The sequence below is a fragment of the Stenotrophomonas rhizophila genome (genome assembly GCF_003651185.1).
GTDB lineage: Bacteria > Pseudomonadota > Gammaproteobacteria > Xanthomonadales > Xanthomonadaceae > Stenotrophomonas > Stenotrophomonas maltophilia_Z.
The window spans coordinates 117,333-141,958 of sequence record NZ_RCDC01000006.1 but is presented as its reverse complement, the minus strand read 5'-3'; the positions used below and the strand labels follow the sequence as shown (position 1 = coordinate 141,958).

The 24,626-nt window shown below is 66.9% G+C and carries 21 protein-coding genes; 5 read left to right on the top strand and 16 right to left on the bottom strand.

Translation table 11 applies throughout. The features are described from left to right. Positions 1-121: 121 nt before the first annotated feature. Positions 122-373 carry a DUF3297 family protein gene (locus BCL79_RS14810; RefSeq protein WP_088432755.1) on the top strand — a complete coding sequence of 84 codons (252 nt, stop codon included), beginning with the start codon at positions 122-124 and terminating at the stop codon, positions 371-373. Between the two features lie 119 nt (positions 374-492). Here the strand turns inward: BCL79_RS14810 and BCL79_RS14805 are convergent, their stop codons facing one another. Both BCL79_RS14805 and BCL79_RS14800 read right to left on the bottom strand, forming a co-directional pair. Then, a complete protein-coding gene (locus BCL79_RS14805) occupies positions 493-2,136 on the bottom strand; it encodes a Na+/H+ antiporter (RefSeq protein ID WP_121042433.1) in 1,644 nt (547 codons plus the stop codon). Between the two features lie 134 nt (positions 2,137-2,270). Then, positions 2,271-3,080 (bottom strand): dioxygenase family protein, encoded by an 810-nt coding sequence (locus tag BCL79_RS14800; RefSeq protein ID WP_121042431.1) that lies wholly within the window; start codon positions 3,078-3,080, stop codon positions 2,271-2,273. A gap of 99 nt (positions 3,081-3,179) precedes the next feature. On the opposite strand from BCL79_RS14800, the gene BCL79_RS14795 reads away from it, so the two are divergent. Beyond that, complete coding sequence (locus BCL79_RS14795) at positions 3,180-4,064, top strand: LysR family transcriptional regulator (protein WP_121042429.1); 885 nt, start codon at positions 3,180-3,182, stop codon at positions 4,062-4,064. Positions 4,065-4,096: 32 nt separating this feature from the next. Here the strand turns inward: BCL79_RS14795 and BCL79_RS14790 are convergent, their stop codons facing one another. Beyond that, positions 4,097-7,051 carry a bifunctional diguanylate cyclase/phosphodiesterase gene (locus BCL79_RS14790; RefSeq protein WP_121042427.1) on the bottom strand — a complete coding sequence of 985 codons (2,955 nt, stop codon included), beginning with the start codon at positions 7,049-7,051 and terminating at the stop codon, positions 4,097-4,099. Between the two features lie 305 nt (positions 7,052-7,356). On the opposite strand from BCL79_RS14790, the gene BCL79_RS14785 reads away from it, so the two are divergent. Beyond that, positions 7,357-9,477: a M13 family metallopeptidase gene (locus BCL79_RS14785; protein ID WP_121042424.1), complete on the top strand. Its 2,121-nt coding sequence runs from the start codon at positions 7,357-7,359 to the stop codon at positions 9,475-9,477. A gap of 871 nt (positions 9,478-10,348) precedes the next feature. Here BCL79_RS14785 and BCL79_RS14780 read toward each other — a convergent pair. Beyond that, positions 10,349-11,266, bottom strand: coding sequence for an oxygenase MpaB family protein (locus tag BCL79_RS14780; protein WP_121042422.1), 918 nt, complete (start codon positions 11,264-11,266; stop codon positions 10,349-10,351). A gap of 318 nt (positions 11,267-11,584) precedes the next feature. Here BCL79_RS14780 and BCL79_RS14775 point away from each other — a divergent pair, with 318 nt between their 5' ends. Further along, positions 11,585-12,199, top strand: coding sequence for a hypothetical protein (locus BCL79_RS14775; protein WP_183073795.1), 615 nt, complete (start codon positions 11,585-11,587; stop codon positions 12,197-12,199). A 39-nt stretch (positions 12,200-12,238) separates the two neighbouring features. Here the strand turns inward: BCL79_RS14775 and BCL79_RS14770 are convergent, their stop codons facing one another. The 12 genes from BCL79_RS14770 to BCL79_RS14715 form a co-directional block, all read right to left on the bottom strand. Beyond that, positions 12,239-12,583, bottom strand: coding sequence for a hypothetical protein (locus BCL79_RS14770; RefSeq protein WP_121042418.1), 345 nt, complete (start codon positions 12,581-12,583; stop codon positions 12,239-12,241). Between the two features lie 29 nt (positions 12,584-12,612). Beyond that, positions 12,613-13,386, bottom strand: coding sequence for a LytR/AlgR family response regulator transcription factor (locus BCL79_RS14765; RefSeq protein ID WP_121042416.1), 774 nt, complete (start codon positions 13,384-13,386; stop codon positions 12,613-12,615). Beyond that, positions 13,376-14,635 carry a sensor histidine kinase gene (locus BCL79_RS14760; protein ID WP_121042413.1) on the bottom strand — a complete coding sequence of 420 codons (1,260 nt, stop codon included), beginning with the start codon at positions 14,633-14,635 and terminating at the stop codon, positions 13,376-13,378. Before BCL79_RS14760 ends, BCL79_RS14765 begins: the two co-directional genes overlap by 11 nt. Before the next feature lie 246 nt (positions 14,636-14,881). Beyond that, positions 14,882-16,531, bottom strand: a complete 1,650-nt coding sequence (locus BCL79_RS14755; RefSeq protein WP_121042411.1) for a M28 family metallopeptidase — start codon at positions 16,529-16,531, stop codon at positions 14,882-14,884. Positions 16,532-16,621: 90 nt separating this feature from the next. Beyond that, on the bottom strand, positions 16,622-18,265 hold the full coding sequence (locus BCL79_RS14750) for a CsgG/HfaB family protein (RefSeq protein ID WP_121042409.1): 1,644 nt from the start codon (positions 18,263-18,265) through the stop codon (positions 16,622-16,624). A 16-nt stretch (positions 18,266-18,281) separates the two neighbouring features. Then, positions 18,282-18,950 carry a hypothetical protein gene (locus BCL79_RS14745; protein WP_121042407.1) on the bottom strand — a complete coding sequence of 223 codons (669 nt, stop codon included), beginning with the start codon at positions 18,948-18,950 and terminating at the stop codon, positions 18,282-18,284. Between the two features lie 103 nt (positions 18,951-19,053). Continuing rightward, the gene (locus BCL79_RS14740) at positions 19,054-20,154 is read right to left on the bottom strand and encodes a hypothetical protein (RefSeq protein WP_121042405.1); all 1,101 of its coding nucleotides are present in this window, start codon (positions 20,152-20,154) and stop codon (positions 19,054-19,056) included. Next, a complete protein-coding gene (locus BCL79_RS14735; RefSeq protein ID WP_121042403.1) occupies positions 20,145-21,302 on the bottom strand; it encodes a hypothetical protein in 1,158 nt (385 codons plus the stop codon). Before BCL79_RS14735 ends, BCL79_RS14740 begins: the two co-directional genes overlap by 10 nt. A 133-nt stretch (positions 21,303-21,435) precedes the next feature. After that, positions 21,436-22,698, bottom strand: a complete 1,263-nt coding sequence (locus BCL79_RS14730; RefSeq protein ID WP_121042835.1) for an RNA polymerase sigma factor — start codon at positions 22,696-22,698, stop codon at positions 21,436-21,438. Between the two features lie 55 nt (positions 22,699-22,753). Then, on the bottom strand, positions 22,754-23,164 hold the full coding sequence (locus BCL79_RS14725) for a VOC family protein (protein WP_121042401.1): 411 nt from the start codon (positions 23,162-23,164) through the stop codon (positions 22,754-22,756). 27 nt (positions 23,165-23,191) lie between these two features. Beyond that, entirely contained in the window at positions 23,192-23,614 is a 423-nt protein-coding gene (locus BCL79_RS14720; RefSeq protein ID WP_121042399.1) for a VOC family protein, read from the bottom strand. Positions 23,615-23,641: 27 nt separating this feature from the next. After that, the gene (locus BCL79_RS14715; protein ID WP_121042397.1) at positions 23,642-24,061 is read right to left on the bottom strand and encodes a YciI family protein; all 420 of its coding nucleotides are present in this window, start codon (positions 24,059-24,061) and stop codon (positions 23,642-23,644) included. Between the two features lie 189 nt (positions 24,062-24,250). Here BCL79_RS14715 and BCL79_RS14710 point away from each other — a divergent pair, with 189 nt between their 5' ends. Further along, the gene (locus BCL79_RS14710) at positions 24,251-24,625 is read left to right on the top strand and encodes a YciI family protein (RefSeq protein ID WP_121042395.1); all 375 of its coding nucleotides are present in this window, start codon (positions 24,251-24,253) and stop codon (positions 24,623-24,625) included. Position 24,626: the final 1 nt, after the last annotated feature.

The following is a 24,626-nucleotide window of genomic DNA, read 5'->3' as shown; positions in this document are numbered from 1 at the left end:
AGACAGGGGCGCATTCTGCCGTGCAAGGGCGTTGGCAGGAAGCGAAATTCGGCGCAGGGCCCGCTGCGGTTTATCCTGTACGGCAGAAGGCGGCCTTGGTGGTCGTCAGCATCCTGTGACCATGAGCGATACCCCTCCCGATCACCTGGCGATCAACCCGGCCAGCCCCTTCCACGATGCCGCTGCGCTGGAGCGCGGCGTGGGCATCCGTTTCAACGATGTCGAGCGCGACAACGTTGAAGAGTATTCGGTCAGCGAAGGCTGGATCCGCGTGCAGGCCGGCAAGGCCCGCGACCGCCGCGGCAACCCGATGACGATCAAGATCAAGGGCACCGTGGTGGCCTACTTCCTGGATCAGAAGCCGGACGCCTGATCCACGTGTGCCGGGGTAGAGCCACCCCATGGGTGGCTGCCCTTCGTCCCGGACGCGTGGGTTCCAGTGGGTCCGCGCAGCCACCCATGGGGTGGCTCCACCCGTGGCACGGTGCGGCCTCAATCGCGTTGCCGCGTCTCCAGCAGATCCAGATTGCGGATCAGCCTGCGCGAGATCTCATCGGAGATCTTGCCGCGCCGGGTCAGGCGGAACAGCTCTTCGCGCTCGGCGGTGAGCCCGGCGGTGCGCAGCTGGCGGTAGCCCTGCTCCATCCGCTTCACCTTGTCCGGATCGGCATCCGGCCCGGCGTCCTTCTCCAGGTTGCGCTGGTACAGCAGGCTCACCCGTGAGGCGGCGTCGTTGTAGAGCTGCACGTTCTCGGTGGTCTGGTTCTGCACCAGCTGCTGGCGCGTGCGCTCCACACCGGCCAGCGCGGCCTTGGCGGCGAGCTTGCGGGCAAGATCCTCTTCCTTGCGTTCGCCCGAATCGGCCGGCAGTTCCAGCCCTTTGAGCAGGCGGGGCAGCGCGATGCTGGCGCCGACCAGCGAGATCAGGATCACCGCCGCGGCCAGGAAGATCACCAGATCGCGCGCCGGGAAGGCACTGCCATCGGGCAGGAACAGCGGCAGCGTCAGCACGCCGGCCAGGGTGATCGCACCGCGCACACCCGCCACCGAGGTGGCCACCACGATCCGCCAGGACGTGCCCTGCCGCGCCTCGCCACGATGGCGCGCGCGCAGCAGGCTCCAGCGCAGCGACAGCCACACCCAGGCCAGGCGCAGCAGTACCAGCGCCAGATTGATCACCACCACGTAGACCAGCAGCCACCACGCGCTGTGATGCCCGCTTTCGCTGACCGTCTTGATCGCGCGCTCCACGATGCCCGGCAGCTGCTCGCCGAGCAGCACGAACATGATGCCGTTGAAGCTGAACTGCAGCATGTTCCACACGGCCGTGCGCTGCACGCGCATGCTGCCGGACACGCGGCCGCTCAGTTCCACATAGCTCATCGTGATGCCGGCAGCGACCGCCGAGAGGATGCCCGAGGCGTTGAACTCTTCGGCCAGCAGGTAGGCCGCGAAGGGAATCAACAGGTTGACCAGCAGCGCCGCGCCCGGCTCCTCGCCGAAGCGCCGCCACAGCCAGCGCTGGAAGGTGGACACGCCCAGCGTCACCGCGACACCGATCGCCAGCCCAGCCACGGCCACCCACAGGAACGTCAGCGAGGCGGTGGCCAGCGAGAACGAGCCGGTCATCACCGCCGCCACCGCGAAGCGGAAGCAGACCAGGCCGGAGGCATCGTTGAGCAACGACTCGCCTTCCAGGATGTGCATCAGCCGTTTGGGGATCGGCGCGCGCGAGGCGATCGAACTGACCGCCACCGGGTCCGTCGGCGAGATGATCGCGGCCAGCGCGAACGCCACCGCCAGCGGCATCACCGGGATCATCCAATGGATCAGGAAGCCGGCCCCGATCACGGTGAACACCACCAACCCGAAGGCCAGCTCCAGGATCACGCCTTTATCGCGGAACAGGCCCTGCTTGGGGATGCGCCAGCCATCCAGGAACAGCAGCGGCGGCAGAAACAGCAGGAAGAACATCTCCGGCTCCAGCGCGTGGCCGCGGTTGAACACCCCGGCTATGACCGCGCCCAGCCCGATCTGCACCAGCGGCAGCGGCAGCGACAACGGCAATACGCGGACCAGGTAGCCGCTGGCGACCACCGCCACCAGCATCGCCAGGACGACTTCAATGGTATGCATGCATTTTCCAGTAAGCAGCGCGGGGGGGGGGGCTGCAGGCAGCCGGCGCCGGAAACAGGAAAAAACGTACCACACGTGCGCCGCCACGCGAATGCGCGGGGCGCGCCAGGCTCAGTTCGCGGACAGCACGGCACTCATGCGGCGCGCTGCTGCGCGTCGGCGCCGTCGAAGCGATAGATGTCCATCGCCAGGAAGCCGGCATCAATCCCGGCATCGATACGCTGCGCGCCGAGCGCATCGCCACCGGCCGCGCCCATCGCGACGTGCAGCGGTTGCAGGTGCTCGTCGCTAGGGTGCGCCTGCACGGCGTACGGGGCCTGACGGCGGTAGTCCAGCAAGGCGGCACTGTCATCGGCCTGCAGGCGCTGCTCCACCCACTCGATGAAGGGCCGCACATACGGCGCTTCCTTGCCGTCCGGGTAGCTGCGCCAATCGTGCAGGTTGTGGGTGATGCTGCCCGAGCCGATCAACAGCACGCCCTGCTCGCGCAGCGGTGCCAGCGCGCGGCCCAGTGCGAACTGATGGGCCGGCCCAAGCAACGGCTGGATCGCCAGCGGCACGACCGGGATCTCCGCCTGCGGGTACAGAAAGCGCAGCGGCACCCAGGCACCGTGGTCGAGACCGCGCTGCGGGTCGATCGCGGTCGGCAGGCCGGCCGCGGTCAGCCGCTGCGCGATCTCCTGCGCCAGCGCGGGGTCGCCCGGCGCCGGGTACTTCAGATCGAACAGCGCCTGCGGAAAACCGCCGAAATCATGGAGGGTGGGGGGCTGGGCATGCCCGCCGACCACAGGCTCATGGCTCAGCCAGTGCGCCGAGGCCATGATGATCGCCCGCGGACGCGGCAGGCGCGCCGCCAGGGCCGCCAGGCGCTCGCCGACCAGACCGGGGTTGAGCGCGGTCATCGGCGAGCCGTGGGAGATATACAGGGAGGGCAAGCGGGACATCACGGACTCCAATAGCGCGACGACGGCCCTGAGCTTATTGCGCGCAGCCTTACCAATAAATACGATGTATCGACGCTGTTTATTTCGGAAATAGAAACAATGGACACTCTGGATGCCATGCGTGTGTTTGTCGCCGTGGTCGAGCGCAACGGCTTCAGTGCCGCCGCGCAGGCCCTGGACCTGTCCACCGCGGGAGTGACCCGGCAGATCGCCGCGCTGGAAAAGCGCCTCTCGACCCGGCTGCTCAACCGTACGACCCGCCGCGTGAGCCCGACCAGCACGGGCGCGGCCTATTACGCCGAGTGCGTGCGGCTGCTGGCCGAGTTCGATGCGCTGGAGGCCGGCATCAGCGCGCAGGCCCTGGAGCCCTCGGGGCGGCTGCGCATCAACGCGCCGGTCAGCTATGGCATCGCCCGGTTGGGCCCACTGCTGGCCGGCTACCGCGCGCGCTACCCGCAGGTGGAGCTGGACCTGTCGCTGTCCGACCGCCTGGTGGACATGGTCGAAGAAGGCTACGACGTGGCGATCCGCATCACCCGCCAGCCCAGCCCGGCACTGATCGCCCGCAAGCTGGCCGACGCGCAGATCAGCCTGTGCGCGGCGCCGGCATATCTGGATGCGCATGGCCGGCCGCAGCAACCCGAAGATCTCGCCGCGCACGAGTGCCTGCAGTACAGCTACTGGGGCGGCGGGGATGCGTGGCAGCTGCAGGGGCCACGCGGGGAGGTCTCCGTGCCGGTACGTGGCGGTGTGCGTGCCAACAACGGCGATGTGCTGCGCGAGGCCGCGATCGCCGGGATGGGCATCATCGTGCAGCCGGATTTCCTGGTCGCCGACGCGCTCGCCGACGGGCGGCTGGAGCGCGTCCTGCCGGAGTGGACGGTGCCGGGCATCGGCATCCATGCGGTATACACCAGCCGCAGCCATCTGGCGCCGAAGGTGCGCAGCTTCATCGACTACCTGGTGGAAGCTCTGGGCGGATGATGCGTGGCGGCGGCCGGGCAACGCCCGGCGCACTACGCCTCCACCGCCTCCAACTGCGCGATGACGTTGGCCAGCGGCATCGGGCGGCCGAGCAGATAGCCCTGCACCTGGTCACAGCCATGCGCAGCCAGCCACTGGTGCTGCCCGGGGGTCTCCACGCCTTCGGCGATGATGGTCAGGCCCATGCTGTGCCCCAGTGACAGCAGTGCACGGCAGATCGAGGCATTACGCGGATTGGTTTCCACGTCGGCCACGAAGCTGCGGTCGATCTTGAGGATGTCCAGTGGCAGGTGCTGCAGGTAGGACATATTGGAATAGCCGGTACCGAAGTCGTCCAGCGAGATGCAGATGCCCTGCTCGTGCAGCCGCTGCATGGTCTGCTTGGCCTGGCCGGGTTTGCGCATCAGGCTGCTCTCGGTCAGCTCGACCTGCAGCGCACCGCGGGCCAGCCCGTATTCCTGGCTGGCGCGGGTGAACTCGGCCACCAGGTCGCTGTTGAAGAACTGCACCGCCGAGACATTCACCGCGATCGGCAGGTCCCAACCGGCATCGACCAGTTGCCGCTGTGCCTGCGCGGCGGCGCGGATCACCCAGCGGCCCAGCGCCAGGATCAGGCCGGTGTCTTCGCACAGCTGGATGAACTCACCCGGTGGAATGAAACTGCCGTCGGCCTGCGGCCAGCGCAGCAGGGCTTCCAGCGCGGCTGGACTGCTGTCGCCTGCGTGGCAGATCGGCTGGTAATACAGCTCGAACTCGGTGTCGATCGCGCTGTGGATGCGCCCGGCCAGGCGCAGGCGTTCGGACAAACGCGAACTCACCGTCGCGTCATACCAAGCGATCACGTTGCCTTCGTCGCGCGCCGCATGCGCGGCCTGCGCGGCCATGCCGATCACCTGCTCGGCGGTGCTGGTGCTGGTGTCGGCGTCGGCCTTGACCGCCACGCCAATGCGCGGCTCGAACTGATGCAGCCAGTCCTGCCCGCGCACCGGCTCTGAGACGGTCTGCACCAGCGTATCCAGCGCAGTCTGGCGTTGATGGTCGTCGCGGATGGCGAAGATGAAATCCTCGGCCGGCTGGAAGGCCAGCAGCCCATAGCGCACGCCGAGCCCGCCCAGGCGCTTGGCCATCGCCTGCAGCACTACGTCGCCGACCTCCCGGCCGAGCGTATCGGCGACCAGCTGCAGGCCACGGAACTGCACGTAGGCAATGGTGTACGCCCCGCCCTCCTCGTCCAGCTGCGCGGCCAGCGCACGCGTATTGAGCAGGCCGGTCGCCGGGTTGTGGGTGGCGTGATACGCCAGATCGCGCTCGTAGGCCAACCGCTCGCTGACATCCTCGGCCAGCACCAGGCAGGCCTGGCGCCCGTCGAAATCCAGCCGGGCCAGATGCGCGCGGACCTCGAACACGGTGCCGTCCTTGCGCTGGTGCAGGCGCACCTGCGCATCCTGCACGTCGCCGATGCGGGCCTGTGCAATCGCCCCGCGGATCTCCTCCCAGCCTTCGCGCGGGCGGATATCCAGGATGCTCATTGCCAGGAATTCATCGCGGCTGTAGCCGTACTGGCGCACCGCCGCTTCGTTGACTTCCAGGAAGCGCAGCGTGTCCGGATCGAACACCCAGAACGGCGCCGGGTTGCGGTCGAACAGCAGCCGGAACTGCCGCTCGGCCTGCTGCACCCTGGCCAGCGCATCGACCCGCTCGCTGACATCGGTCAATGCACCGATCATGCGGCGCTCACGGTCCACCACCGCCACCCGCTGGCCACGCGCGGACACCCAGCGGATCGCGCCCCCCGGCAACACCAGGCGGAACATTTCATCGAGCACGCCGCTGCCGGCAAACGCGGCGTCGAAGGCCTGCTGCATGCGTACGGTATCTTCGTGGTGCACGCGTGCGAAGAAATCGGCGACCGGCAGGCTCTCGATGTCGATGCCGAAAATCTCGCGCGCCAGCGGTGACCAGCGCAGCAGGCAGGCATCCTCATCCACGTACCAGGTGCAGACCTTGCCGACCTGGTGCGCCATGCGCAGTTCGGCATGGCCGGTGCGCAGCTCCTCGCTCAGCGTGTCCTGATCGCGGGTGGCACGGCGCAGGCTCACATACACCGCGCCGAACAGCGCCCAGTACAGCAGGTAGACGCCGATCGAGGCCTGCACATACGGCCACCACGCTGCCAGCACATCGCGCCGGCCCAACCCGGCGTAGACCGCCAGCGGGTACTGCGCCAGCGTGCTGAGGCTGGAAATCCGCTCGATGCCATCGACCGCGCTGATCTCGGTCCCCAGTGGGGTCAACGCGTCCCGGCGCAGCAGCTCGCGCTTGGCCAGGCCGAAACGACGCCCCACCACCCCGGCCGGGTCCGGACTGCGCGCCAGCACATAGCCATGCGGGTCGGTGATGGAGATCACGCCGGCATCGCCGGTGTCCATACCGCCGATGATCGACTGCAGTTCGGCCGTGCGCAGCCGCGCCAGCAGCCAGCGGTCGCCGCCCATGGGCAGCGCCAGCGGCAGGATCCACTGCGCGGCATCCAGCGCTTGGGGCGGGCCGAGGAACACCTGGCTGCCGTGGCCGCGGTTGTCATCCACCGCCCATAACGGCAGCTGCAGGTCGCCACTGCCACTGGTCAGGGCGCGCCCGTACTGGTCGACCACCACGATGCTGTGCAGTTCTGCATGCCGCTGCAGGGCGCCGGCGATGCTGGCATCGAGCAGATCGGGAGCCTGCGCCGGCACGCGCTGGAACAGCAACGCACCATCCCGGGAAATGCCCTGCATCACCCGCTCCAGATTGCGCAGCTCCAGCCGCAGCAGGCGCTGGGCGCCGGTCGCCAGCGCCGAACTCTGGCGCTGCGCGGCTTCCTGTCGGCGCTGGCCATCATTGACCAGTGTCGCCACCAGCCCGCCAGCCAGCAGCGCGCCCAGGGAAACCCCCAGCCACACGAACGTCCGCAGTGGCCGCGCCAGGGCACGGTTCAACGCGGGCATCGCAACCCTTTTCCCGAACGACAGGCTGACTTCATCTGTACACGCTTCCTGGTTTCCCCAAACCTGAGCGGCCGCTGCCCGGGATTCTTGACGCCATGATCGTCACGCGGGCGCCGACGGGCGCGCGCGGAATCCGTGCCGTACCAGCATGCACGAGCACGCGCAGGACGGGAAGCACCGCAATAGGCCGTTCACCTCGGTGAATCCGGGGACGGGCAGATCCGGTACCCGATGCCGCCGAAGCCGGCATAACCGTGCGCCCGGGACAGGATTAGACTTGGATGTTTCCGTTGCAGAGAAGCTCAATGTCCAAGCTGCGCCGCCCCACCCTGATGCTCGCCATTGCCGCCAGCCTGTCGCTGAGCCTGGCCGCCTGTGACCGCCAGGCGACTGCGCCGGCCGCGGCCGCGCCCGACGCCGCTCCGGCCGAACCGGCCGCGCCCAAGCCGCAGCTCGGCAGTTTCGGCTTCGACGCCGCCGGCATGGACCGCAGCATCGCCGCCGGCGATGACTTCTTCGGCTTCGCCAACGGCACCTGGGTCAAGAACACCGAGATCCCGGCCGACCGTTCCAGCTACGGCAGCTTCAACGTCATTTCCGAAAAGACCCTGGCCGACACCCGCGCGATCCTCGAAGGCGCCGCGGCCGATACCACGGCCGAGGGCGAGACCAAGCTGATCGGCGATTACTACGCCGCCTTCATGGACGAGACCGGCATCGAGTCACGCGGTGCCGCCCCGGTCAAGCCAGCGCTGGACGCCATCGCGGGCATCGGCGACAAGGCCGCGCTGGCCACCGCGCTGGGCGGCACCCTGCGCGCCGATGTGGACCTGCTCAACGCCACCAACTTCTACACCGACCGCCTGTTCGGCGTGTGGGTCTCGGTGGATCTGCTGCAGCCGGACCGCACCGCGCCCTACCTGGTGCAGGGCGGCCTGGGCCTGCCGGACCGCGACTTCTACCTGCAGGGCGGCCGCATGGCCGAGATCCGCAAGCAGTACCAGGCGTATATCGCCCAGGTGCTGCAGCTGGCCGGCGTCGCCGATCCGGCGGCCAAGGCGCAGCGCATCCTCGCGCTGGAGATCAAGATCGCCCAGGCCCACGCCACCCAGGAAGACACCAACGACGTCGCCAAGGGCGCCAACGCCTGGAAGCAGGCCGACCTGAGCGCCAAGGCGCCGGGGATGGACTGGAGCGCCTTCCTGGCCTCGGCCGGCCTGGACGCCCAGCAGGACTTCATCGTGTGGCAGCCCAAGGCCGTGGCCGGCATTTCGCGCCTGGTCGCGACCGAGCCGCTGGAAGTCTGGAAGGACTACCTCGCCTTCCATGCTTTGGACCGCGCCGCCCCGTACCTGCCCAAGTCGTTCGCCGATGCGCGCTTCGCCTTCCACGGCACCACGCTCAACGGCACCCCGCAGCAGAGCGAGCGCTGGAAGCGTGCGGTGGATGACAGCAACCATGCCGTCGGTGAAGCGATCGGCAAGCTGTACGTCGAGCGTCATTTCGACCCGGCCACCAAGGCCCGTGCGGACGAGATGGCCAAGAACATCATTGCCGCCTTCGCCAAGCGCATCGATGCGCTGGCGTGGATGTCGCCGCAGACCAAGGCGCGTGCCAAGGCTAAGGTCGACGGCCTGACGGTGGGCATGGGCTACCCGGACAAGTGGCGCGATTACACGGGCCTGGAGATCAAGCGCGATGACGCGCTGGGCAATGCCGAGCGTGCAGAGATGTTCGAGTACCGCCGCAACATCGCCAAGCTGGGCAAGCCGGTGGACCACAGCGAGTGGGCGATGCTGCCGCAGACCATCAATGCGATGAACGTGCCGCTGGAAAACCGCCTGGTGTTCCCCGCCGCGATCCTGCAGCCGCCGTTCTTCGACGGTGCGGCCGATGATGCGGTGAACTACGGTGCGATCGGTGCCGTGATCGGCCATGAGATCAGCCACGGCTTCGACAACGCCGGTGCGCTGTTCGATGAGACGGGCAAGCTGCAGAACTGGTGGACGGCGGAAGATCTGAAGAAGTTCAACGCGGCCGGGGATGCGCTGGCGGCGCAGTTCAGCAGCTACAGTCCGTTCCCGGGGGTATCGGTGAATGGTCGTTTGACGCTGGGCGAGAACATTGCGGACGTGGCGGGTCTGTCGACGGCCTACGATGCGTATCAGTTGTCGCTGCAGGGCAAGCCGGGCCAGACGCTGGAGGGCTTTACGCCGGATCAGCGGTTCTTCCTGGGCTTTGCGCAGGCGTGGCGCAGCAAGGCGCGCGAGCAGGCGTTGCGTAATTCGCTGTTGACGAATGTGCATGCGCCGGGGCAGTTCCGTGCGTTGACGGTTCGCAATCTGGATGCCTGGTATCCGGCCTTCGAGGTGAAGGAAGGCCAGAAGCTGTATCTGGCGCCGGAGAAGCGGGTCAAGGTGTGGTGAGGCTTTTCATCGCGTTTTGCTGAGATGAGAGAACGGGCGCTTCGGCGCCCGTTTTTTTTTGCTGTAGAGCTACAGAGCTACAGAGCTACAGAGCTGCAGAGCTGCAGAGCTGGAGCAGAGCCACGGCTGGGGTTTGCGTTTGCGCTGGTTTGGGTGGGCATGGGTGGGGTGCCGGGACCCGCTGCAAGTCCCGCTCCGCGGCCCGGCCCAGCCGCTGGCGGCTGTGCGTTCAGTCGCATGCGAGGCAGTGCCTCGCAAGCAATGCGCCTTCACCCAAGTAAGCTCGTATGCCGCCACCCCACCCATGTCCACCCTTTGACAGTGGGCTGGTGCGCAAGGGGAAGAGCAGGCGCGGGCTCTGCGGCTCCGACAGTGATGGTGTCGGCTTTGCTCTGTGGCTTTGCTCTCTGGCTTTGCTCTGTGGCTTTGCTCTGTGCTTGGCTACTCGGCTGCACGGCATCGCCTTGATGCTCTGCACTTCTGCTCTGAGCAGCTGCGTACTTCGCTGCTCAGCATCCGCACAGCGGATTGGCACTTGGACGTGCACCCCGGCGCTACCACTCAGCCTTGCCGCTCAGCGCTGTTCGCTGGCTTTTGACCTCAGCATGGCCACCAGCCAATTGTCAGGGGGCGGGCACGTGCAGGCTGGAGAGACCGTATGCCGCCATGGATGGCGGCATACGAGCTTACTTGGGTGAAGGCGCATTGCTTGCGAGGCACTGCCTCGCATGCGACTGAACGCACAGCCGCCAGCGGCTGGGCCGGGCCGCGGAGCGGGACTTGCAGCGGGTCCCGGAAGCCTGCACGTGTCCGACCTAACCATCAGACACAGGCACTCGCGAGTACCGACCAACGATCGGCACCTACCGCTTCAAGGCCAATCAGCAAGCACGCCAGCCGGCACATCCATACGCGTGCATGCGCGCGTCGCCAGGCCATCCTGCAGGGCACGTCGGAACAAAGGCGCCATGCCTCTCAACATCACCGCAGAGGCACGCGACTGCGCACGCTGCATCGGCGTGCGCGCCAGCATCGTCGTAGCCCAGTCCGGCAACAGCGCCGCGCCCGCACCGAGGAACAGCTCGCGCGACAACCCCGCCATCGGTACCGGCAAGCGGATGCCGGACAACACCGCCAGTACTTCTTGCGAACGGGCATCGAACACCAGCCCGGATTGCTGGCGCGCGAAGTACGCGTCGACCTCCGCTTCCGAGGCGGGTACATCGGTGGCGCCGAGCGCCTCGGCCACGCGCTTGTACTCGCGGTAATACCGGTCGGCGACCGCCGTGGGCACGTCGCGGCAATAGCGTCGGCAGCCCTGCAGGAAGCCGTAGGCTTCGGTGACGTGCACCCAGGTGAGCAGCGCCGGATCGTCGGCGGAATACGCGCGGCCGTCGGCGGTGTGCCCGCGTACCTGTGCATGGATGCGGGTCACCTTGGCGATCAGCGCCTCCACTTCCGCGCTCGGTGCGTACGTGGTGCCGGCGACGAACGCGGTGGTGCGGCGCAGGCGGCCCACCAGGTCATCGCGGAAGTTCGAGTGGTCGTACACCCCGGCCAGTGCCAATGGATGCAGGGTCTGCAGCATCAGGGCACACAGGCCGCCGGCGAGCATGCCGGGAAACTCGGAGTGCACGCGCCAGGTGATGCTGTCCGGGCCGAACCAGCCGGGATCGCCCAGCGGATGGTCGTAATCGATCCCGCTCTGGCCGCGGGGGAAGGCGCCCAGCACCCAGCGGCGGATCGGGGCGGTGGCAGGGCGGGCAAGCGAACGCAGCAGGGAAGACATCAACAGTACCGAGGGCGGAGCGGACCGGCGTTTCGCGCGGATGCGTCAATTCTGCGTGATACCGCCGGGGCTGGCGAGGGCACGGTGGCGCTGGGCCTGCGCATTGTGCAACTGCAGCATGAGAACCGGCGTCCGCGGCCTATTTACCCGGTGATTTACGTGCCGCAGTGCGCAAATCCGCTGCGAGTTTGCCCATTCAGGCAGGAATGACGCCGGATCTTTGCGCTTTGCCCATTGCCAAGCGCCGTGAAAGTGCTAGAACTGGTCGTGCCACAACGTCGTCCAATGCGCTGCCGCACGTTCCAGAAGGAGCTCGTCATGATCGCTTTGTTCAAAGGTTTGGGTTTGCTGTTGCAGGACAACGAGCTGTACAGCAGCCCGTTCGAAAAACAGGTCGCGCATTGGCGTAACAAGAGTGAACAGCAGATCCGCGAAGAAGTCGCGGTGCTCGCCAAGGCCAAGGGCCAATGGCTGATGGCCTCGATCGTCGGGTGGCAGGCGTCCTCGCTGCTGATCCTGGGCCTGATCAGCAACTACCTGTGGAAGGATGACTTCCATATCACCTTCACCCGCGTGGTGATCGTGTTCGGGTCATGGGTCTCGATCCTGTTCGTGATCTGGTTCATGGCCAACATGTTCGATCACACCGCCGGCTTCGAGCGCTGGATGAAGGCCTTCAACAGCCGCGCCCGGATCACCTCCGATGCCGATACGGTGGAATGCGTGGCCGAAGCGCTGGACATGGCCCATCACTATCCGGAAGTCCTGGATTACAAGCAGGCCGTGAGCGCCAAGCGCGAGCTGCGCCACGAGGACATCCGCATCATGCGCGAGATCGGCCGGATGAAGCAGCACACCGAACTGGTCGGGCAGCTCAACCACGTCGGCGAGCAGCCCAACGGCACCAACCTGCATCTGCAGCCCGCGTTCTGACCCTACTGAAAAGCGGGAGGAGCCACGATGCCACCGTGATCATTCACGGTGGCATTGTTCTTTCTGGACTGCGCTGACGCAGTGCCGGAAGCCGGCCGGCAGCCCGGCCATCTGCTCGGTCTTGCCGACCGCCACCGACAGCCGGTGCAGAGGCGGATAGGGGCAGTCGGTGTCCTTCCCGCAGCGCGCGTCCAGCACCAGGTAATGGCAGTGGCCGCTGCTGCTGGCGATGCAATCGAAGTTGGCCACCCCGTTGTCGACCGTGGTCTTGCTGTACAGCGTATCCACGCCATTGGCGCGGATGCGGGTGACGGAGGTGTTGCTCGATTGCTGGCAGGCAGCCAGCACCAGCACGCAGAGACTGGCGACAACGGCGATACGCATGGCAGGCTCCAGACGAAAGAAAAGGCGCGTTACATCCCGCGGAACAGACTCATGAAGGGCTGGCTGACATTGAGCACTTCGGCGCGGTGCTTCAAGCGCAGCTGGCCGCGGCCGGTGTCATCGCGGGTGACCGCGGCGACGGCTTTCATGTTGACGATGGTGGAGCGGTGGATCTGGCGGAACCGTTGTGGGTCGAGCGCATCGAGCAGTTCGCGCAGTGAGGTACGCAGCAGGCTTTCGCCCTGCTCGGTGACCACGGTGGTGTATTTGCTGTCGGCACGGAAGTAGATCACGTCTTCGAGCATGATCAGCTGCGTGTCGCGTCCGTTGCTGGCCGTGATCCAGGCCAGTGGCGGCGCGCTTGAGGCGGCGGCGGGCTGATTGCCGAGGCGCTGCAGCAGCTGCTCGAGCATCCCGCTGTCCGGTCGGCCCAGCTGCATGCGGGCCAGGATCCGCTCGCGCGTGGCGAGCAGACGCTCATCGCTGACCGGCTTGAGCAGGTAGTCGATCGCGCCTTGTTCGAAGGCATCGATCGCATACTGGTCGTAAGCGGTGACGAACACCACCTGGGTGCGCGGGCTGATCTCGGGCAGCGCGCGGGCCACCTCGATGCCGGTGATGCCCGGCATGCGGATGTCGAGCAGGGCCAGGTCCGGCTTCAGCTCGGCCAAGCGCTCCAGCGCACTGGCGCCATCCTCGCATTCGGCCACCAGCCGCAGCTCGGGCCATAGCCGCTGCAGCTGGGCGACCAGCGACTGGCGCAGCAGGTCTTCGTCTTCGGCAATGAGTGCATCAAGCTGCATGGATCGCCTCCCGGGCATCGCGCGGCAGGGTGATCGTTGCCGCCACGCCGCTGGGGAAATTGGACACGATGGCCACGCCGGCGCGCTCACCGCAGGTCAGACGCAGGCGCTCGCGCAGGTTCTTCAGGCCGATCCCGGTACCGCTGGTGCCCTGCCCGAAGCCGAGGCCGTCATCGGCCACGGTGAGGGTGACATGGTCCTCGAAGGCGCGCGCGATGATCCACACCGTGCCACCACCGGGCTTGGGTTCCAGCCCGTGTTTGATCGCATTCTCCACCAGGGTCTGCAGCGCCATCGACGGCAGCGGCAGGCTGGTCAGCGCCGGCGGCACATCCACCTGCAGGGCCAGGCGTGCACCCATGCGGATCTTGAGGATTTCCAGGTAGGCCTGGGTGCGCTCCAGCTCCACGCCCAGGGTGGACATCGATTCGTCCACGCTGGGCAGCGAACTGCGCAGGTACTGGATCAGGTGCCCGAGCATCTGATCCGCGCGCGGTGGATCGGTGCGAGTCAGCACCTGCGCGTTGGCCAGGGTGTTGTAGAGGAAGTGCGGCTCGACCTGGGCATGCAGCAGGTTGAGTTTGGCCACCGAGAGTTCCTTCTCGGTCGCTGTCTGCTCGGCGGCGGCCTGCTCATCGCGGCGCTGCTCGGCCACCCGACGGGTGATCGCACGGCCGACCGCTTCGGCGTTCTCATGGTTGCTGCCTTCGTCGACGGCGAGCAGATCGGCCCAGACCCCGGCATCGGGCTCGAACAGCAGCGTCACGCTGCTGGTGCCCTGCCCCGGCGTGACCGTGGCGAGCACGCTGTTGCGCTTGATTGCCAGCCGCGCAGGCAGGTTCCAGCGTGACGGCGGGCGGCCGTTGTAGGGATCCACGCGGCGCACGTAGGCACGGACCTGCAGGCTGCCCGGAGCGCTTTCGATGTCTTCCACCCGCGGCAGCTCGGCGATGGCGGCTTCGACCAAGGCGAAGGCGGGGCCCGCATCCATTGGGACCTCGATCTGGCGCCGCTGGCGGCTGGACAGGGTGGCCGCGTCCAGGCGCCCGGCCGCATGCTGGACCCGGCGGATATGGGCGATGCAGCTGCCCAGGGCCGTCACCATCACGAACAGGGCCAACAAGCCGAACACCCAGCCGGGGCCTTCGTCCATGCCATGGAAGAAGCCACTCCAGACAAACCCCGCCACCACGATGGCGGCGGCCCAGGCCAACAGAATGCGGAAGATCAGGGAGAGGCTGGCGAACACGGCGGCGTCATCACATAGGGAGTGAGGCGAGCATAGCCCTGCCGCGAGTGCGAACAAGCGGCATGCGACGAAGGCGGGGTTTGGGGGGATGAAGCCGCGTAGCGCCACCCCATGGGTGGCTGGCGTTCGTTCCGGGATCGCGAAGCCACGCATGACGTGGCTCTACATCGGGATCCGGGACTGCCAGCCACGCTTGGCATGGCGCCGGGTTGGGGGTCCGGCCGGCGATACCGGCCGGACGCGGTCTTACTTCCGCTCGGCGGCGCTGGCGTCACGCGGGGCGCGGAACTGGGAGTCTTCGCTCCAGTTCGGCCAGGCGCGCGAGTTGGCCAGCTGGTTGCCCAGCGTGTACAGCACTTCCAGATCGCGCGAGGCACCGGCGAAGGTCCAGTCCGGCTGCCATTCGTCACCCTGCTGGTGATAGCGCTTGGCGGTGTAGTCATCCGACGCCGCCTTGCCCGCGGCGACGCCGCCTTCCACCCAATCCTGGCCCGCCGAGTACGACACCGCCGGCACGCCGCGCTTGGCGAACGGGAAGTGATCGGAGCGGAAGAACAGGCCGGCTTCCGGCTTCGGATCGGGGGTGTAGCGGATGTCCCAGCCCTTGGCGACGTCCTTGAGCTGGTCCAGCAGTTCCAGCTTGGCCGAGCCGTAGATGCCGAAATCACGCGACGGGCTGAAGGGCGCCATGCCATCCATGTTGATCAGCGCCACGGTCTTGCCGAGCGGATACAGCGGGTGGCTGGCGTAGTACTCCGAGCCGAGCAGGCCCTTTTCCTCGGCGGTGACGGCCAGGAACAGCACCGAACGCTCCGGACGCTTGGCCTTGGCGAAGCCGCGCGCCAGCTCGACCAGCGAGGCGGTGCCGCTGGCGTTGTCCAGCGCACCGTTGAAGATGGTGTCGCCGTTGGCGTCGGGCTTGCCCACGCCGATGTGATCCCAGTGCGCGCTGTAGATCACGGTCTCGTCGGGATGCTTGCTGCCTTCCAGGCGCGCGGCCACGTTGTGCGAGGTGATCACCTCGGTCTTGACCGCGTACTTGGCCGAGAAGGTCTCGCCCTTCAGCTCGACCGGCTTGAAGTCGCGGGTCTGCGCCTGCTTCTTCAGCGCCTCGAAATCCAGGCCCGAGCGCTTGAACAGTTCCACCGCCAGATCGCGCTGGATCCAGCCTTCCAGCAGCGGATGCGCTTCGGCCGGGTTGTCGCGGACCACGTCGAACATGGTGTTGGTGTTGGAGCCGGCCACGGTGGCCCAGCCATACGAGGCCGGTGCGGTCTCGTGCACGATCAGCACACCCAGGGCGCCCTGGCGCGCGCCTTCTTCGTACTTGTAGGTCCAACGGCCGTAGTAGGTCATGCCCTTGCCGTCGAAATCGCCCTGGCCGGTTTCGAAGTCCGGATCGTTGATCAGCACGACCGCGATCTTGCCCTTCAGGTCCACGCCCTTGAAGTCGTCCCAGTTGCGCTCGCCGGCTTTGACGCCGTAGCCCAGGAAAACCAGCGGCGCGTTCTTGATGTCCACCTCGCTGGCACCGTTCATGGCGGCACGCACGGCGATTTCCTTGCCCTGGCTCAGCGTCTGCGGCGTGCCCTTGCTGCTCAGCGACAGGCTCGGGGTGCCGACGATATCGCCTTTGAGCAGCGGCACGGCCTGTGTCCACAGGCGCTTGCCGTCCTTGAGGTCGCCGCCCGGCTGCAGGCCGGCCGCGGCGAACTGCTTGCTCAGGAAGGCGATGGTCTTTCCTTCACCGGCCGTGGCCGGCGAGCGGCCTTCGTAGGCATCGGAGGCCAGCTCCTTGACGTCGGCGGAGATCCGCGCGCCGTCGAATTTGGGCGTCGCCGCCATCAGGGCGCCAGACACCGACAGGGCCAGCACGCTCAGTACTACTCGCTTCATCGCTCTCTCCACAACGGGACCAAACCTGGACCCCGAGTGTAGGCGATGCCGCAGCTGGACAGGCGCCGGGCCAAGGCCCGGCGCCATCGTTTACCAGTTCGGATCATCTGCCGGCTTGGCCGCCGCGGCAGGCTTGGCGGCACGGACTGGTGCCTTGCCGCTACCCGACGGCGCCGCAGCGGTCGTGGCCGGCTTCACCGCACCCAATTGCTTGCGCAGTTCAATGGCACCCGGGCGGAAGCCTGCGCCGCCGAGATCCGCACCTTCTTCCAGCGTCCCGTACGAGGTCTGCGCGGCAACGCGATCAATGCGGATCGTGCAGCACGGGGTCTCATTGCGCCCCAGCGAGCGGCCGGTCTGCGGGTCCTTCAGGGCCTCGCCCAGCATCACCGCCTGCCAGCGCTGGCCGACCTGCAGCGCGTCGCCGCCCTGGCTCAGCACCACCTGGTCACCGCTCAACGATACGACCGAGACCGGGAAGATCTCGGTGATGATCGCGGTCCCGATCTGGCCGGACAGCGAATCCATCATCGTCGCGGCCATGCCTTTGCCGTCCACCACACGCGGCAGCGTGCTCGGCCCGGTCGAGGCCAACTGGTGGTCGAAACTGTCGGACATCACCACTTCACCGGTGGCCGCGTTTATCAGCCGCAACGTGATGCGACCGCCGCCGGAGTACGAGCTCACCTGGCGATCGGACATGCGCAGCTGACGCACGCTGCGCGGGTACTCGAAACGCTCGATGCTCGGAATCAGGATCAGATCCGTCGCCAGCTGCTGGCCCAGGCGTGCGGTGTCCTGCAGGCGCACGTTGCCGCTGTTGATGTGATCGATCTCGGCCTGCATTTCATCGCCGAACTCACGATCGAGCACGATGAAACGCTTGGTCTGGGTCAGCGTGTCGGACAGGCGTGCACGGATGGCACGCGCCACCTCTTCGCTGCTTACCCGGCCATCGCCGACGGCATAGCTACCCGACCGGACGTGCGGCAGGGCGACGACGATCTTCGGCCGGCCCTGCTCGTCCGGTGCGCGGTACTTGGCGATGTCGGCACGGATGCGGACCTTCCAGTAGCTGCGCATGGTGCGATGGCTGACGTCGGACTCGTACGAACTCGCCCCCCGCTTGGCATCGACCTTCGCGCTTTCCTTGTAGCTTTGCTTGACGCTGGCCGAAGCCGAACCGCCTTGTCCGCTCGCGTCGGCCTGCGCCTGTGCCGAGCCACTGGCCGACGCCGAGGCGGCGTACGTGAAGCCGGCATCGCTGGCCCGCACGCGTTCAATCACTTCCTCATCAATCTGACGGATTTCCTCCTGCGAGAGGATCTCGTAGCCCAGCACGGCTCCCTGCGACGCCGCGATCGCCTGCTGGGCGAAGGCATTGGCCTGGAGGCTGCCGACGTGGTGACCGTCGACATCGACATCCAGACCGGCGCGGAGCGTCTGCATCTGGCTGGCGACACGGACGCCGTTGACCTGCGCCACGGCCGACTGCAGCGCAGCCAGTACAGCCAGTTCCGGCGTGCTGCCGATACCGTCGGCTTCCCGCGCGACCTGGGTGGTGCCGCCGAAATCAGGCGTACCGCGCAACGGCTCGGTGTCGGCATTCGCAGCCGAAAGCACCTTGGATTCAGTCTTGCTGGCAACCTCGTCCACCGGCGCCTCCTGCTTGCCGCACGCGGCAAGCAGGGTAGCGGCGATGGCCAGGCTCAGCAGTCGGGTAGAAATCTGCATGCGTGGCCGTCCCGGATCAGTTCAGGCCGTCGAGCATCGCATCTGCATTGCCCGGCACCTTGATCTTGCTGGCGCGGGCGAACGTCATCGCCGACTTGGAGGTGTCGTACAGGCCCTTGAGGTAGCCCGGGGATTCCTTGGCGACCCACGCACCGGCGACCAGCTTGCGGCCCAGCGTGGCCATCTGCGCCGCGCCGAGGTTCTTCATGCCACCGGCGAAGTTGCTGGCTTCGCCACTCAGCTTCTGGCCTTCAGCCGCCGAGGCGATCAGCGAGACCAGGCCTTCGGTGTAGTACTGCTTGGATTCGGCGCTGAGTTCCGGCTGCGCGGCAACGCGCTCATCGATCGCCGCTTGGGCGGCTTCGCTGACAGACACGGACTTCTTCATTTTGCTCACGTCCACCGCACCGGACGACAGCGCCTGACGCTCGGCTTCCAGCAGCTGCACCTGCTCGGCCAGACCGAAGGCCTTGGCGAAGGAGGTCTGCGCGGCCAGCGAATGCGACTGCGACGCGACAAAACGGCGCACCAGTGCGTCCTGCGCGGCTTCGTCCGGGGCGCCGGCGGCGCTGGCTTCGGTGGCGGTCGCGCCGCCGACCAGACCCTTGAGCTTGCTCAACTGAGCATGCGCGGGCGCGGCGAAGGAGGCAGCGACGGCGAGTGCGATGACGGTAGTACGGATCATGGGATGGGTCCTGTGTGAGGGAAGAACGCCCGTGCAGGCACGGGCGAAAAAAACGATCTGGAGGCAATGGGGCGTGCGGCGCACCGATGTTCGCCGCACGGCGTCAACGAACGGCTTTGACGTTCAGCTCGTTGATCATCTGCTGGGCGGCCTGTTCGGCAGCCTCGCGCAACGCATTGGTACGGGCGACGGTTTCGTTCGGGCCCAGGCCGGCGTACTGCACCGGGCCGACCGAAGAGACGGTGCGCGGGAAGCGGCCGGTCACGTCCAGCACTTTGCCGGTCACCGTGACGTACACGCGGGTATTGCCCGAGGCCGGATCGCGGTCACGCATGCCGATATCCAGGGTGCCGACCGCGATGTACGGAATGTTCGCGGCGCGGATGCCGTTGGCGGTATCACGCAGGGTGGCGGCAGACAGGTCGTTGCCGGTGCTGAAATCCTTGCGGATGCGATCGATGCTGAGCAGGCCGCCGCTTTCGCCTTCGACGTACTCCGCTTCAACCACTTCGTAGCCGGCGCTGCTGAAGGCACCGGTCATCGCGGTGTTGACCTCGGCGGCGTTGGCCACCTTCCAGCTGATGGTGTCGCTGCGCGCAGTGGTGCTGCCGCCGCTGGTCACCGACACCGACGCGTTCTGGTTGACGCTGCCGTTGGTGCTGACCGAGTTGCCACGGAAGGAGTCGCCTTCGCGGGTGTTTTCGTCATAGCTGCGGCTGGCGTCAACGCGGCGGTATTCCTTGTCCTGGAACGACTGCACGGTGTCCTGCGAGCGCGCCATGAACAGGAAGGTCAGCAGCGAGCGTTCGTTGCTGCGTGCGCCGGCCACGGCCGAGCCGGCATCCAGCTTGGTCTGCAGCAGCGTGGTGTTGATCTCGGCGCGAACGCTGATCGTGTAGGTCTTGGCCTTCTTGTCCTCGTTCTCCGACAGGGTCACGGTGGAGAGCACGAAGCGGTCGATCTCGCCGATGAACTCCGGACGGCGCGACTCGAACAGGCGCAGCTTGGCCGCGCCCGATTCGGCGATATAGGCTTCCAGTGCGTTGACCTTGGCTTTGTTCAGGGCCTGGGCACGGGTATCGGCGCTCAGGCGCAGACCATAGCTGGCCGAGCCCATGCCGCGGGAACTGGCGGTCTGCGCCGCGACCGGCGCGGTGACCATCAATGCAATGAGAATCAGCAGTACAGCACGAATCAACGACATGACTTGATCAACTCCTGGAGGGCCTGGATCTGTTGTTGCAGGGGGCGTCCGCCCGGCTTCTGCTCATCCAGCCAGGCGCGCGAATCCGCCCGTTTGGCAGCAGCGCCAGCGAACGCATCAAAGCCGGCCAACACGGTTTCGTAGTTGGCCGACCACTGGTCCACCCGCCACTGCGTGACCGGCACCACCTTGGTGGCACCCTTGCGCAGGGGCTGGTCGAAATACACCTTGCCGGAGAAGGGCTCGGTCACCTTTACCTGGAAGAACGCGCCGAACAGCATCGTCTTCATGGCCGCGGTTTCATTGACGACGCCGCTCTTCATTGCGTCGAGCGTCAGCGTGACCACGTAATCGGGTTCGGGAATCTTGAGCTGATACACCTTTCCGTCGGCAAAGCGCGCGGCCATCGCACCGCCGATCGCTTCCCCGGTGGCCGGTGGCAACAGGCCGATACCGGTGTTGGACGACAGCGTCTTGGACAGCTCATGGGCCAGCGTGGCGCGCAGGGTGCCTTCCATCGCAGGGTCGGGCAGCTTGACCCGGGCCGCATCGGACAACGTCACCCCACCCACCTGCAGCCGCCGCATCGAGGCGTTGGGAAGCTGCGCGTTGGCCAGGGTCTGTGCGAGTACCTGCGGCAGTGCGGTGGCAGCAGTGCCATAGAGCAGATCGGCGATGATCGCGTCGATATCCCCTTCGGACGGGCGGTCGTCCTGCAGGTCGATACGCTGCAGCGTCACCGGGTAGGAGGCGATGACCTGGCGCTCGCGGAAATCGAAGAACAGCGCCTGCAGTGCTACCTCCACCAGCACCTTGTACTGCTCGCCGATCGGCTCGACCGAGACCAGTTCACGGTCCAGCGCCGCGGCGAGCACGGTGGCGCTGGTGGTGCCATCCAGCTTGGCAAGCTGGTCGCTGATCAGCTGCAGGTGACTCGGCGGCTGGCGGCGCAGGGCACCGGCAAGCTGTTGGTTCAAGGCCTCCGCACCGCGCCGGTCGATGACCCGGGTGCTATGAGGCGCAACCTCGCTGCGGGCAGCCTGCTCGCCGGTATAGGCGAAGCCAGCCCAGTACGCCTGCTGTACCTTGTCGGCCGCATGCGCGAACGGGGTGATGAGGAACACGCACAGCAGCAACCACGCGCGCATCGCGCGTGGCGGTTTCTTCCCTGACGGCATCAGCCTTTGTCCCTGTGGTTGCTGACCGGGGGTCAGCCCCAGTCATGCTTGTGAAGGGCGCAACGATAGCCGCAACCATGCAGACCGACAAGATGAGATTGCGTCAGCCTTGTGCCAGAGCCTCCGCGCGCGCCTGCAACAGCGCGCGTTCGCGGCCGTTGGCGGTCAGCGCTGCTGCCCGCTCGAACGCCGCCCGTGCGTCGGCCGCACGGCCCAGCTGGGCCAGCAGGTCGCCCTGCACTACGGCCAGCGGCGCATAGTCGCGAAGGCGCGCATCAGCGCTGAGCTGCTCGACCAGCGGCCAGGCCGCCGCAGCTCCCTGCGCACGCGACACGGCAACGGCCCGATTGAGGTCCACCACCGGCGAAGGCTGCACCTGCGCAAGCCGCGCGTAAAGCGCCGCCATCCTTGCCCAATCGGTGTCTTCGGCGCGGCGTGCGCGTGCGTGGCACTCGGCGATGGCCGCCTGCAGTGCATAGGGATCGTCACCACCACCGAGCGCAATCGCCTGCTGCAGGGCCGCCTGGCCACGAGCGATCTGCAGCCAGTCCCAGCGCGTGCGGTCCTGGTCGGGCAGCAGGATCGGTGTGCCGGTCGCATCGGTGCGTGCGGCGGTGCGCGATGCCTGCAGTTCCATCAGGGCGAGCAGTCCGTGCACCTGTGGCCAGGTCGGCAGGCGGCTGGCCAACACGCGGCCGAGCCGCAGCGCTTCATCGCACAAGGCCGGGCGCATCCAGTCGTCGCCGGCGCTGGCCGCATAGCCTTCGTTGAAGATCAGGTAGACCACCTCCAGTACCGAAGCCAACCGCTCCGGCAAGGCGGCCTGGCGCGGCACTTCGAACGGGACCTGCTTCTGCGCCAGGGTGCGTTTGGCACGCACGATGCGCTGGGCGATGGTCGGCTCCGGGGCGAGGAACGCGCGCGCGATCTCCTCGGTGGTCAGCCCGCCGAGCAGCCGCAGCGTCAACGCCACACGCGCATCGGCGGCCAGCACCGGATGGCAGGCGACGAACATCAACCGCAGCAGGTCATCGCCGATATCGTCTTCCAGTGCGTCGCTGTCGTCCGGCGCCGGCAATGGCAGCGGCTCCAGCGCACTGCCGTACTGCGCATGCTGGCCGGCGACGCGCTGGTGCTGGCGCAGCACATCGATGGCGCGGTTGCGCGCGGTGGTCATCAGCCACGCTCCGGGGTTGTCCGGCACGCCCTGGCTGGGCCAGCGCTCCAGCGCGTCCAGCCAGGTGTCCTGGACCAGCTCTTCGGCACGGCCGACATCGCCGCCAAGCAGGCGGGTCAGGCGGGCGGTCAACACTGGCGATTCCATGCGCCAGATCGTCTCCAGTCGTTGCGTCAGTGCCGTGTCCATGCGGCCGATCAGAGCACCGGTGCGGCCGTGGCACAAGCCGCACCGCGGCGTGCCGTCACCCGGGTTCGCCCTCCATGTGCGCGATCTCCCACAGGTGCCCATCCAGGTCCTGGAAGCCGCGCTGGTACATGAAACCGTAGTCACGCGCGGGCTGCGGCTCACGGGCACCGGCCTTCAGCGCCGTGTCCACCAGCACATCGACCGCCTTGCGGCTCTCGGCCGACAGGCAGGTGATCACCTCGGTCTGGCGGCGTGCATCGCTGATCGGTTGGGTCGTGAACTGCGCGAAGAAGGTCTCCACCAGCAACATCACGAAGATGCTGTCGCTGATGATCATGCAGGCCGCTTTCTCATCGGTGAAAGTCGGGTTGAAGGTGTAGCCGAGGGCGGCGAAGAATGCCTTGGAGACCTCCAGATCACGCACCGGGAGATTGACGAAGATCATCTGCTGCGTCGCGTTGGACATGTGGACGGTTCCTGTTGAGCGGAAGAATCAAGGCTGCTTCATGCAGTTGACCATCCACGGCTTGCCGTAGCGGTCGATCAGAAAGCCCCAGCGATGGGCCCAGAAGGTTTCGGTCATCGGCATCTTGATCTCACCCCCGTCGGCCAGCGCCTTGAATACGCGCTCGGCCTCGTCGATCGAGTCGACCTCGATGTTGATCGTGGTGCTGCCCTGACCGTCCGGCGACGGGCCATCGGCGGCCATCAGCACCGCCGAGCCAACCTCCAGCTGGCTGTGGGCAACGTGGTCCAGCGTTTCCGGCGGCATCTCGCCACAGCCCTCCTTGCTCTCCATCGGTGGCATATCGCGGTACTTCATCTCCGAGGTGACCTTGCCGCCGAGCACCTGCGCGTAGAAAGCCGTGGCCTCATGGGTCTTGCCGTTGAAGCCGAGGAACGGAATCAGTTTCATGGGAATGCTCCAGGCATGCGGGATGGATCAATCGGCCGTGCCGATCTGGTCGCGCAGACGTTGTTCCTGCGCCTGTAATTCAGGAGTGAAGGCATCGCCGAAATCCTCGGCGCTGAGAATCGGGCGGAGCTCGACCACATCGCCCGGGGCGAACGGGGCGCGCTTGAGCCATTCGGTGGCCTCGTCCAGCGAGCGCACCTGCCAGAGCCAGAACCCGCAGACGAGCTCGCGCGTTTCAGCGAATGGCCCATCGATGACCCGCGGCGGTTCGCTGCCGAACGCCACCCGGCGGGCGCGCGAGGTCGGGTGCAGGCCCTCGCCGGCCAACATGATCCCGGCCTGGACCAACTGCTCGTTGTAGGCGCCCATGGCGCGGATGTCCTGCTCGGTAGGCAGTTGACCGGCCTCGGTGGCCGGCGTCGCCTTGACCAATACCATGACTTTCACGGGGTGCTCCTGTGTGCCAGCCCGTAACCCGGGCCGTTCACTGGATACAACGTGCCGGCGAGGCGGAAATCGACAGGCCCGACCGATTTATTTTTCCATCGCTGAACAGGGCACCGCTGCGGCGTTGCAACACGCCACGGGCGCGGGCTGGGGCATCATGCGGATTCCCCCGCCCACCCCGGTCCGGCCATGCAATTTCTTCTGCTGATCTATATCGACGAGGGCCTGTTGCACGCCCTGCCCGGCGACGAATACGACCGCCTGATGCACGACTGCCTGCAGCACGCCGACCGGTTGCAGGCCGAGGGCACGCTGGTGCTCGCGCAGAAGCTGGAACCGGTCGACAGCGCGCGCACCGTACGTGTGCGTCAGGGCCAGACCCGGATCACCGATGGCCCGTTCGCCGAGACCCACGAACTGCTGGCCGGCTTCAACCTGATCAACGCGCCGGACCACACCGAGGCGATGCGCATCGCCCAGCAATTCCCGTGGTCGCGTTTCGGCAGCATCGAGGTGCGGCCCCTGGCCGACATGGACGCCGAGCGCGTGCGCGTCGGCGCCTGAT

What these genes read in the sequence shown, in the direction of transcription:
- BCL79_RS14810 (WP_088432755.1), top strand. Translation starts at nt 122, where the DNA reads ATGAGCGATACCCCTCCCGATCACCTGGCGATCAACCCGGCCAGCCCC.
- BCL79_RS14805 (WP_121042433.1), bottom strand. Translation starts at nt 2,136, where the DNA reads ATGCATACCATTGAAGTCGTCCTGGCGATGCTGGTGGCGGTGGTCGCC.
- BCL79_RS14800 (WP_121042431.1), bottom strand. Translation starts at nt 3,080, where the DNA reads ATGTCCCGCTTGCCCTCCCTGTATATCTCCCACGGCTCGCCGATGACC.
- BCL79_RS14795 (WP_121042429.1), top strand. Translation starts at nt 3,180, where the DNA reads ATGGACACTCTGGATGCCATGCGTGTGTTTGTCGCCGTGGTCGAGCGC.
- BCL79_RS14790 (WP_121042427.1), bottom strand. Translation starts at nt 7,051, where the DNA reads ATGCCCGCGTTGAACCGTGCCCTGGCGCGGCCACTGCGGACGTTCGTG.
- BCL79_RS14785 (WP_121042424.1), top strand. Translation starts at nt 7,357, where the DNA reads ATGTCCAAGCTGCGCCGCCCCACCCTGATGCTCGCCATTGCCGCCAGC.
- BCL79_RS14780 (WP_121042422.1), bottom strand. Translation starts at nt 11,266, where the DNA reads ATGTCTTCCCTGCTGCGTTCGCTTGCCCGCCCTGCCACCGCCCCGATC.
- BCL79_RS14775 (WP_183073795.1), top strand. Translation starts at nt 11,585, where the DNA reads ATGATCGCTTTGTTCAAAGGTTTGGGTTTGCTGTTGCAGGACAACGAG.
- BCL79_RS14770 (WP_121042418.1), bottom strand. Translation starts at nt 12,583, where the DNA reads ATGCGTATCGCCGTTGTCGCCAGTCTCTGCGTGCTGGTGCTGGCTGCC.
- BCL79_RS14765 (WP_121042416.1), bottom strand. Translation starts at nt 13,386, where the DNA reads ATGCAGCTTGATGCACTCATTGCCGAAGACGAAGACCTGCTGCGCCAG.
- BCL79_RS14755 (WP_121042411.1), bottom strand. Translation starts at nt 16,531, where the DNA reads ATGAAGCGAGTAGTACTGAGCGTGCTGGCCCTGTCGGTGTCTGGCGCC.
- BCL79_RS14750 (WP_121042409.1), bottom strand. Translation starts at nt 18,265, where the DNA reads ATGCAGATTTCTACCCGACTGCTGAGCCTGGCCATCGCCGCTACCCTG.
- BCL79_RS14745 (WP_121042407.1), bottom strand. Translation starts at nt 18,950, where the DNA reads ATGATCCGTACTACCGTCATCGCACTCGCCGTCGCTGCCTCCTTCGCC.
- BCL79_RS14740 (WP_121042405.1), bottom strand. Translation starts at nt 20,154, where the DNA reads ATGTCGTTGATTCGTGCTGTACTGCTGATTCTCATTGCATTGATGGTC.
- BCL79_RS14735 (WP_121042403.1), bottom strand. Translation starts at nt 21,302, where the DNA reads ATGCGCGCGTGGTTGCTGCTGTGCGTGTTCCTCATCACCCCGTTCGCG.
- BCL79_RS14730 (WP_121042835.1), bottom strand. Translation starts at nt 22,698, where the DNA reads ATGGACACGGCACTGACGCAACGACTGGAGACGATCTGGCGCATGGAA.
- BCL79_RS14725 (WP_121042401.1), bottom strand. Translation starts at nt 23,164, where the DNA reads ATGTCCAACGCGACGCAGCAGATGATCTTCGTCAATCTCCCGGTGCGT.
- BCL79_RS14720 (WP_121042399.1), bottom strand. Translation starts at nt 23,614, where the DNA reads ATGAAACTGATTCCGTTCCTCGGCTTCAACGGCAAGACCCATGAGGCC.
- BCL79_RS14710 (WP_121042395.1), top strand. Translation starts at nt 24,251, where the DNA reads ATGCAATTTCTTCTGCTGATCTATATCGACGAGGGCCTGTTGCACGCC.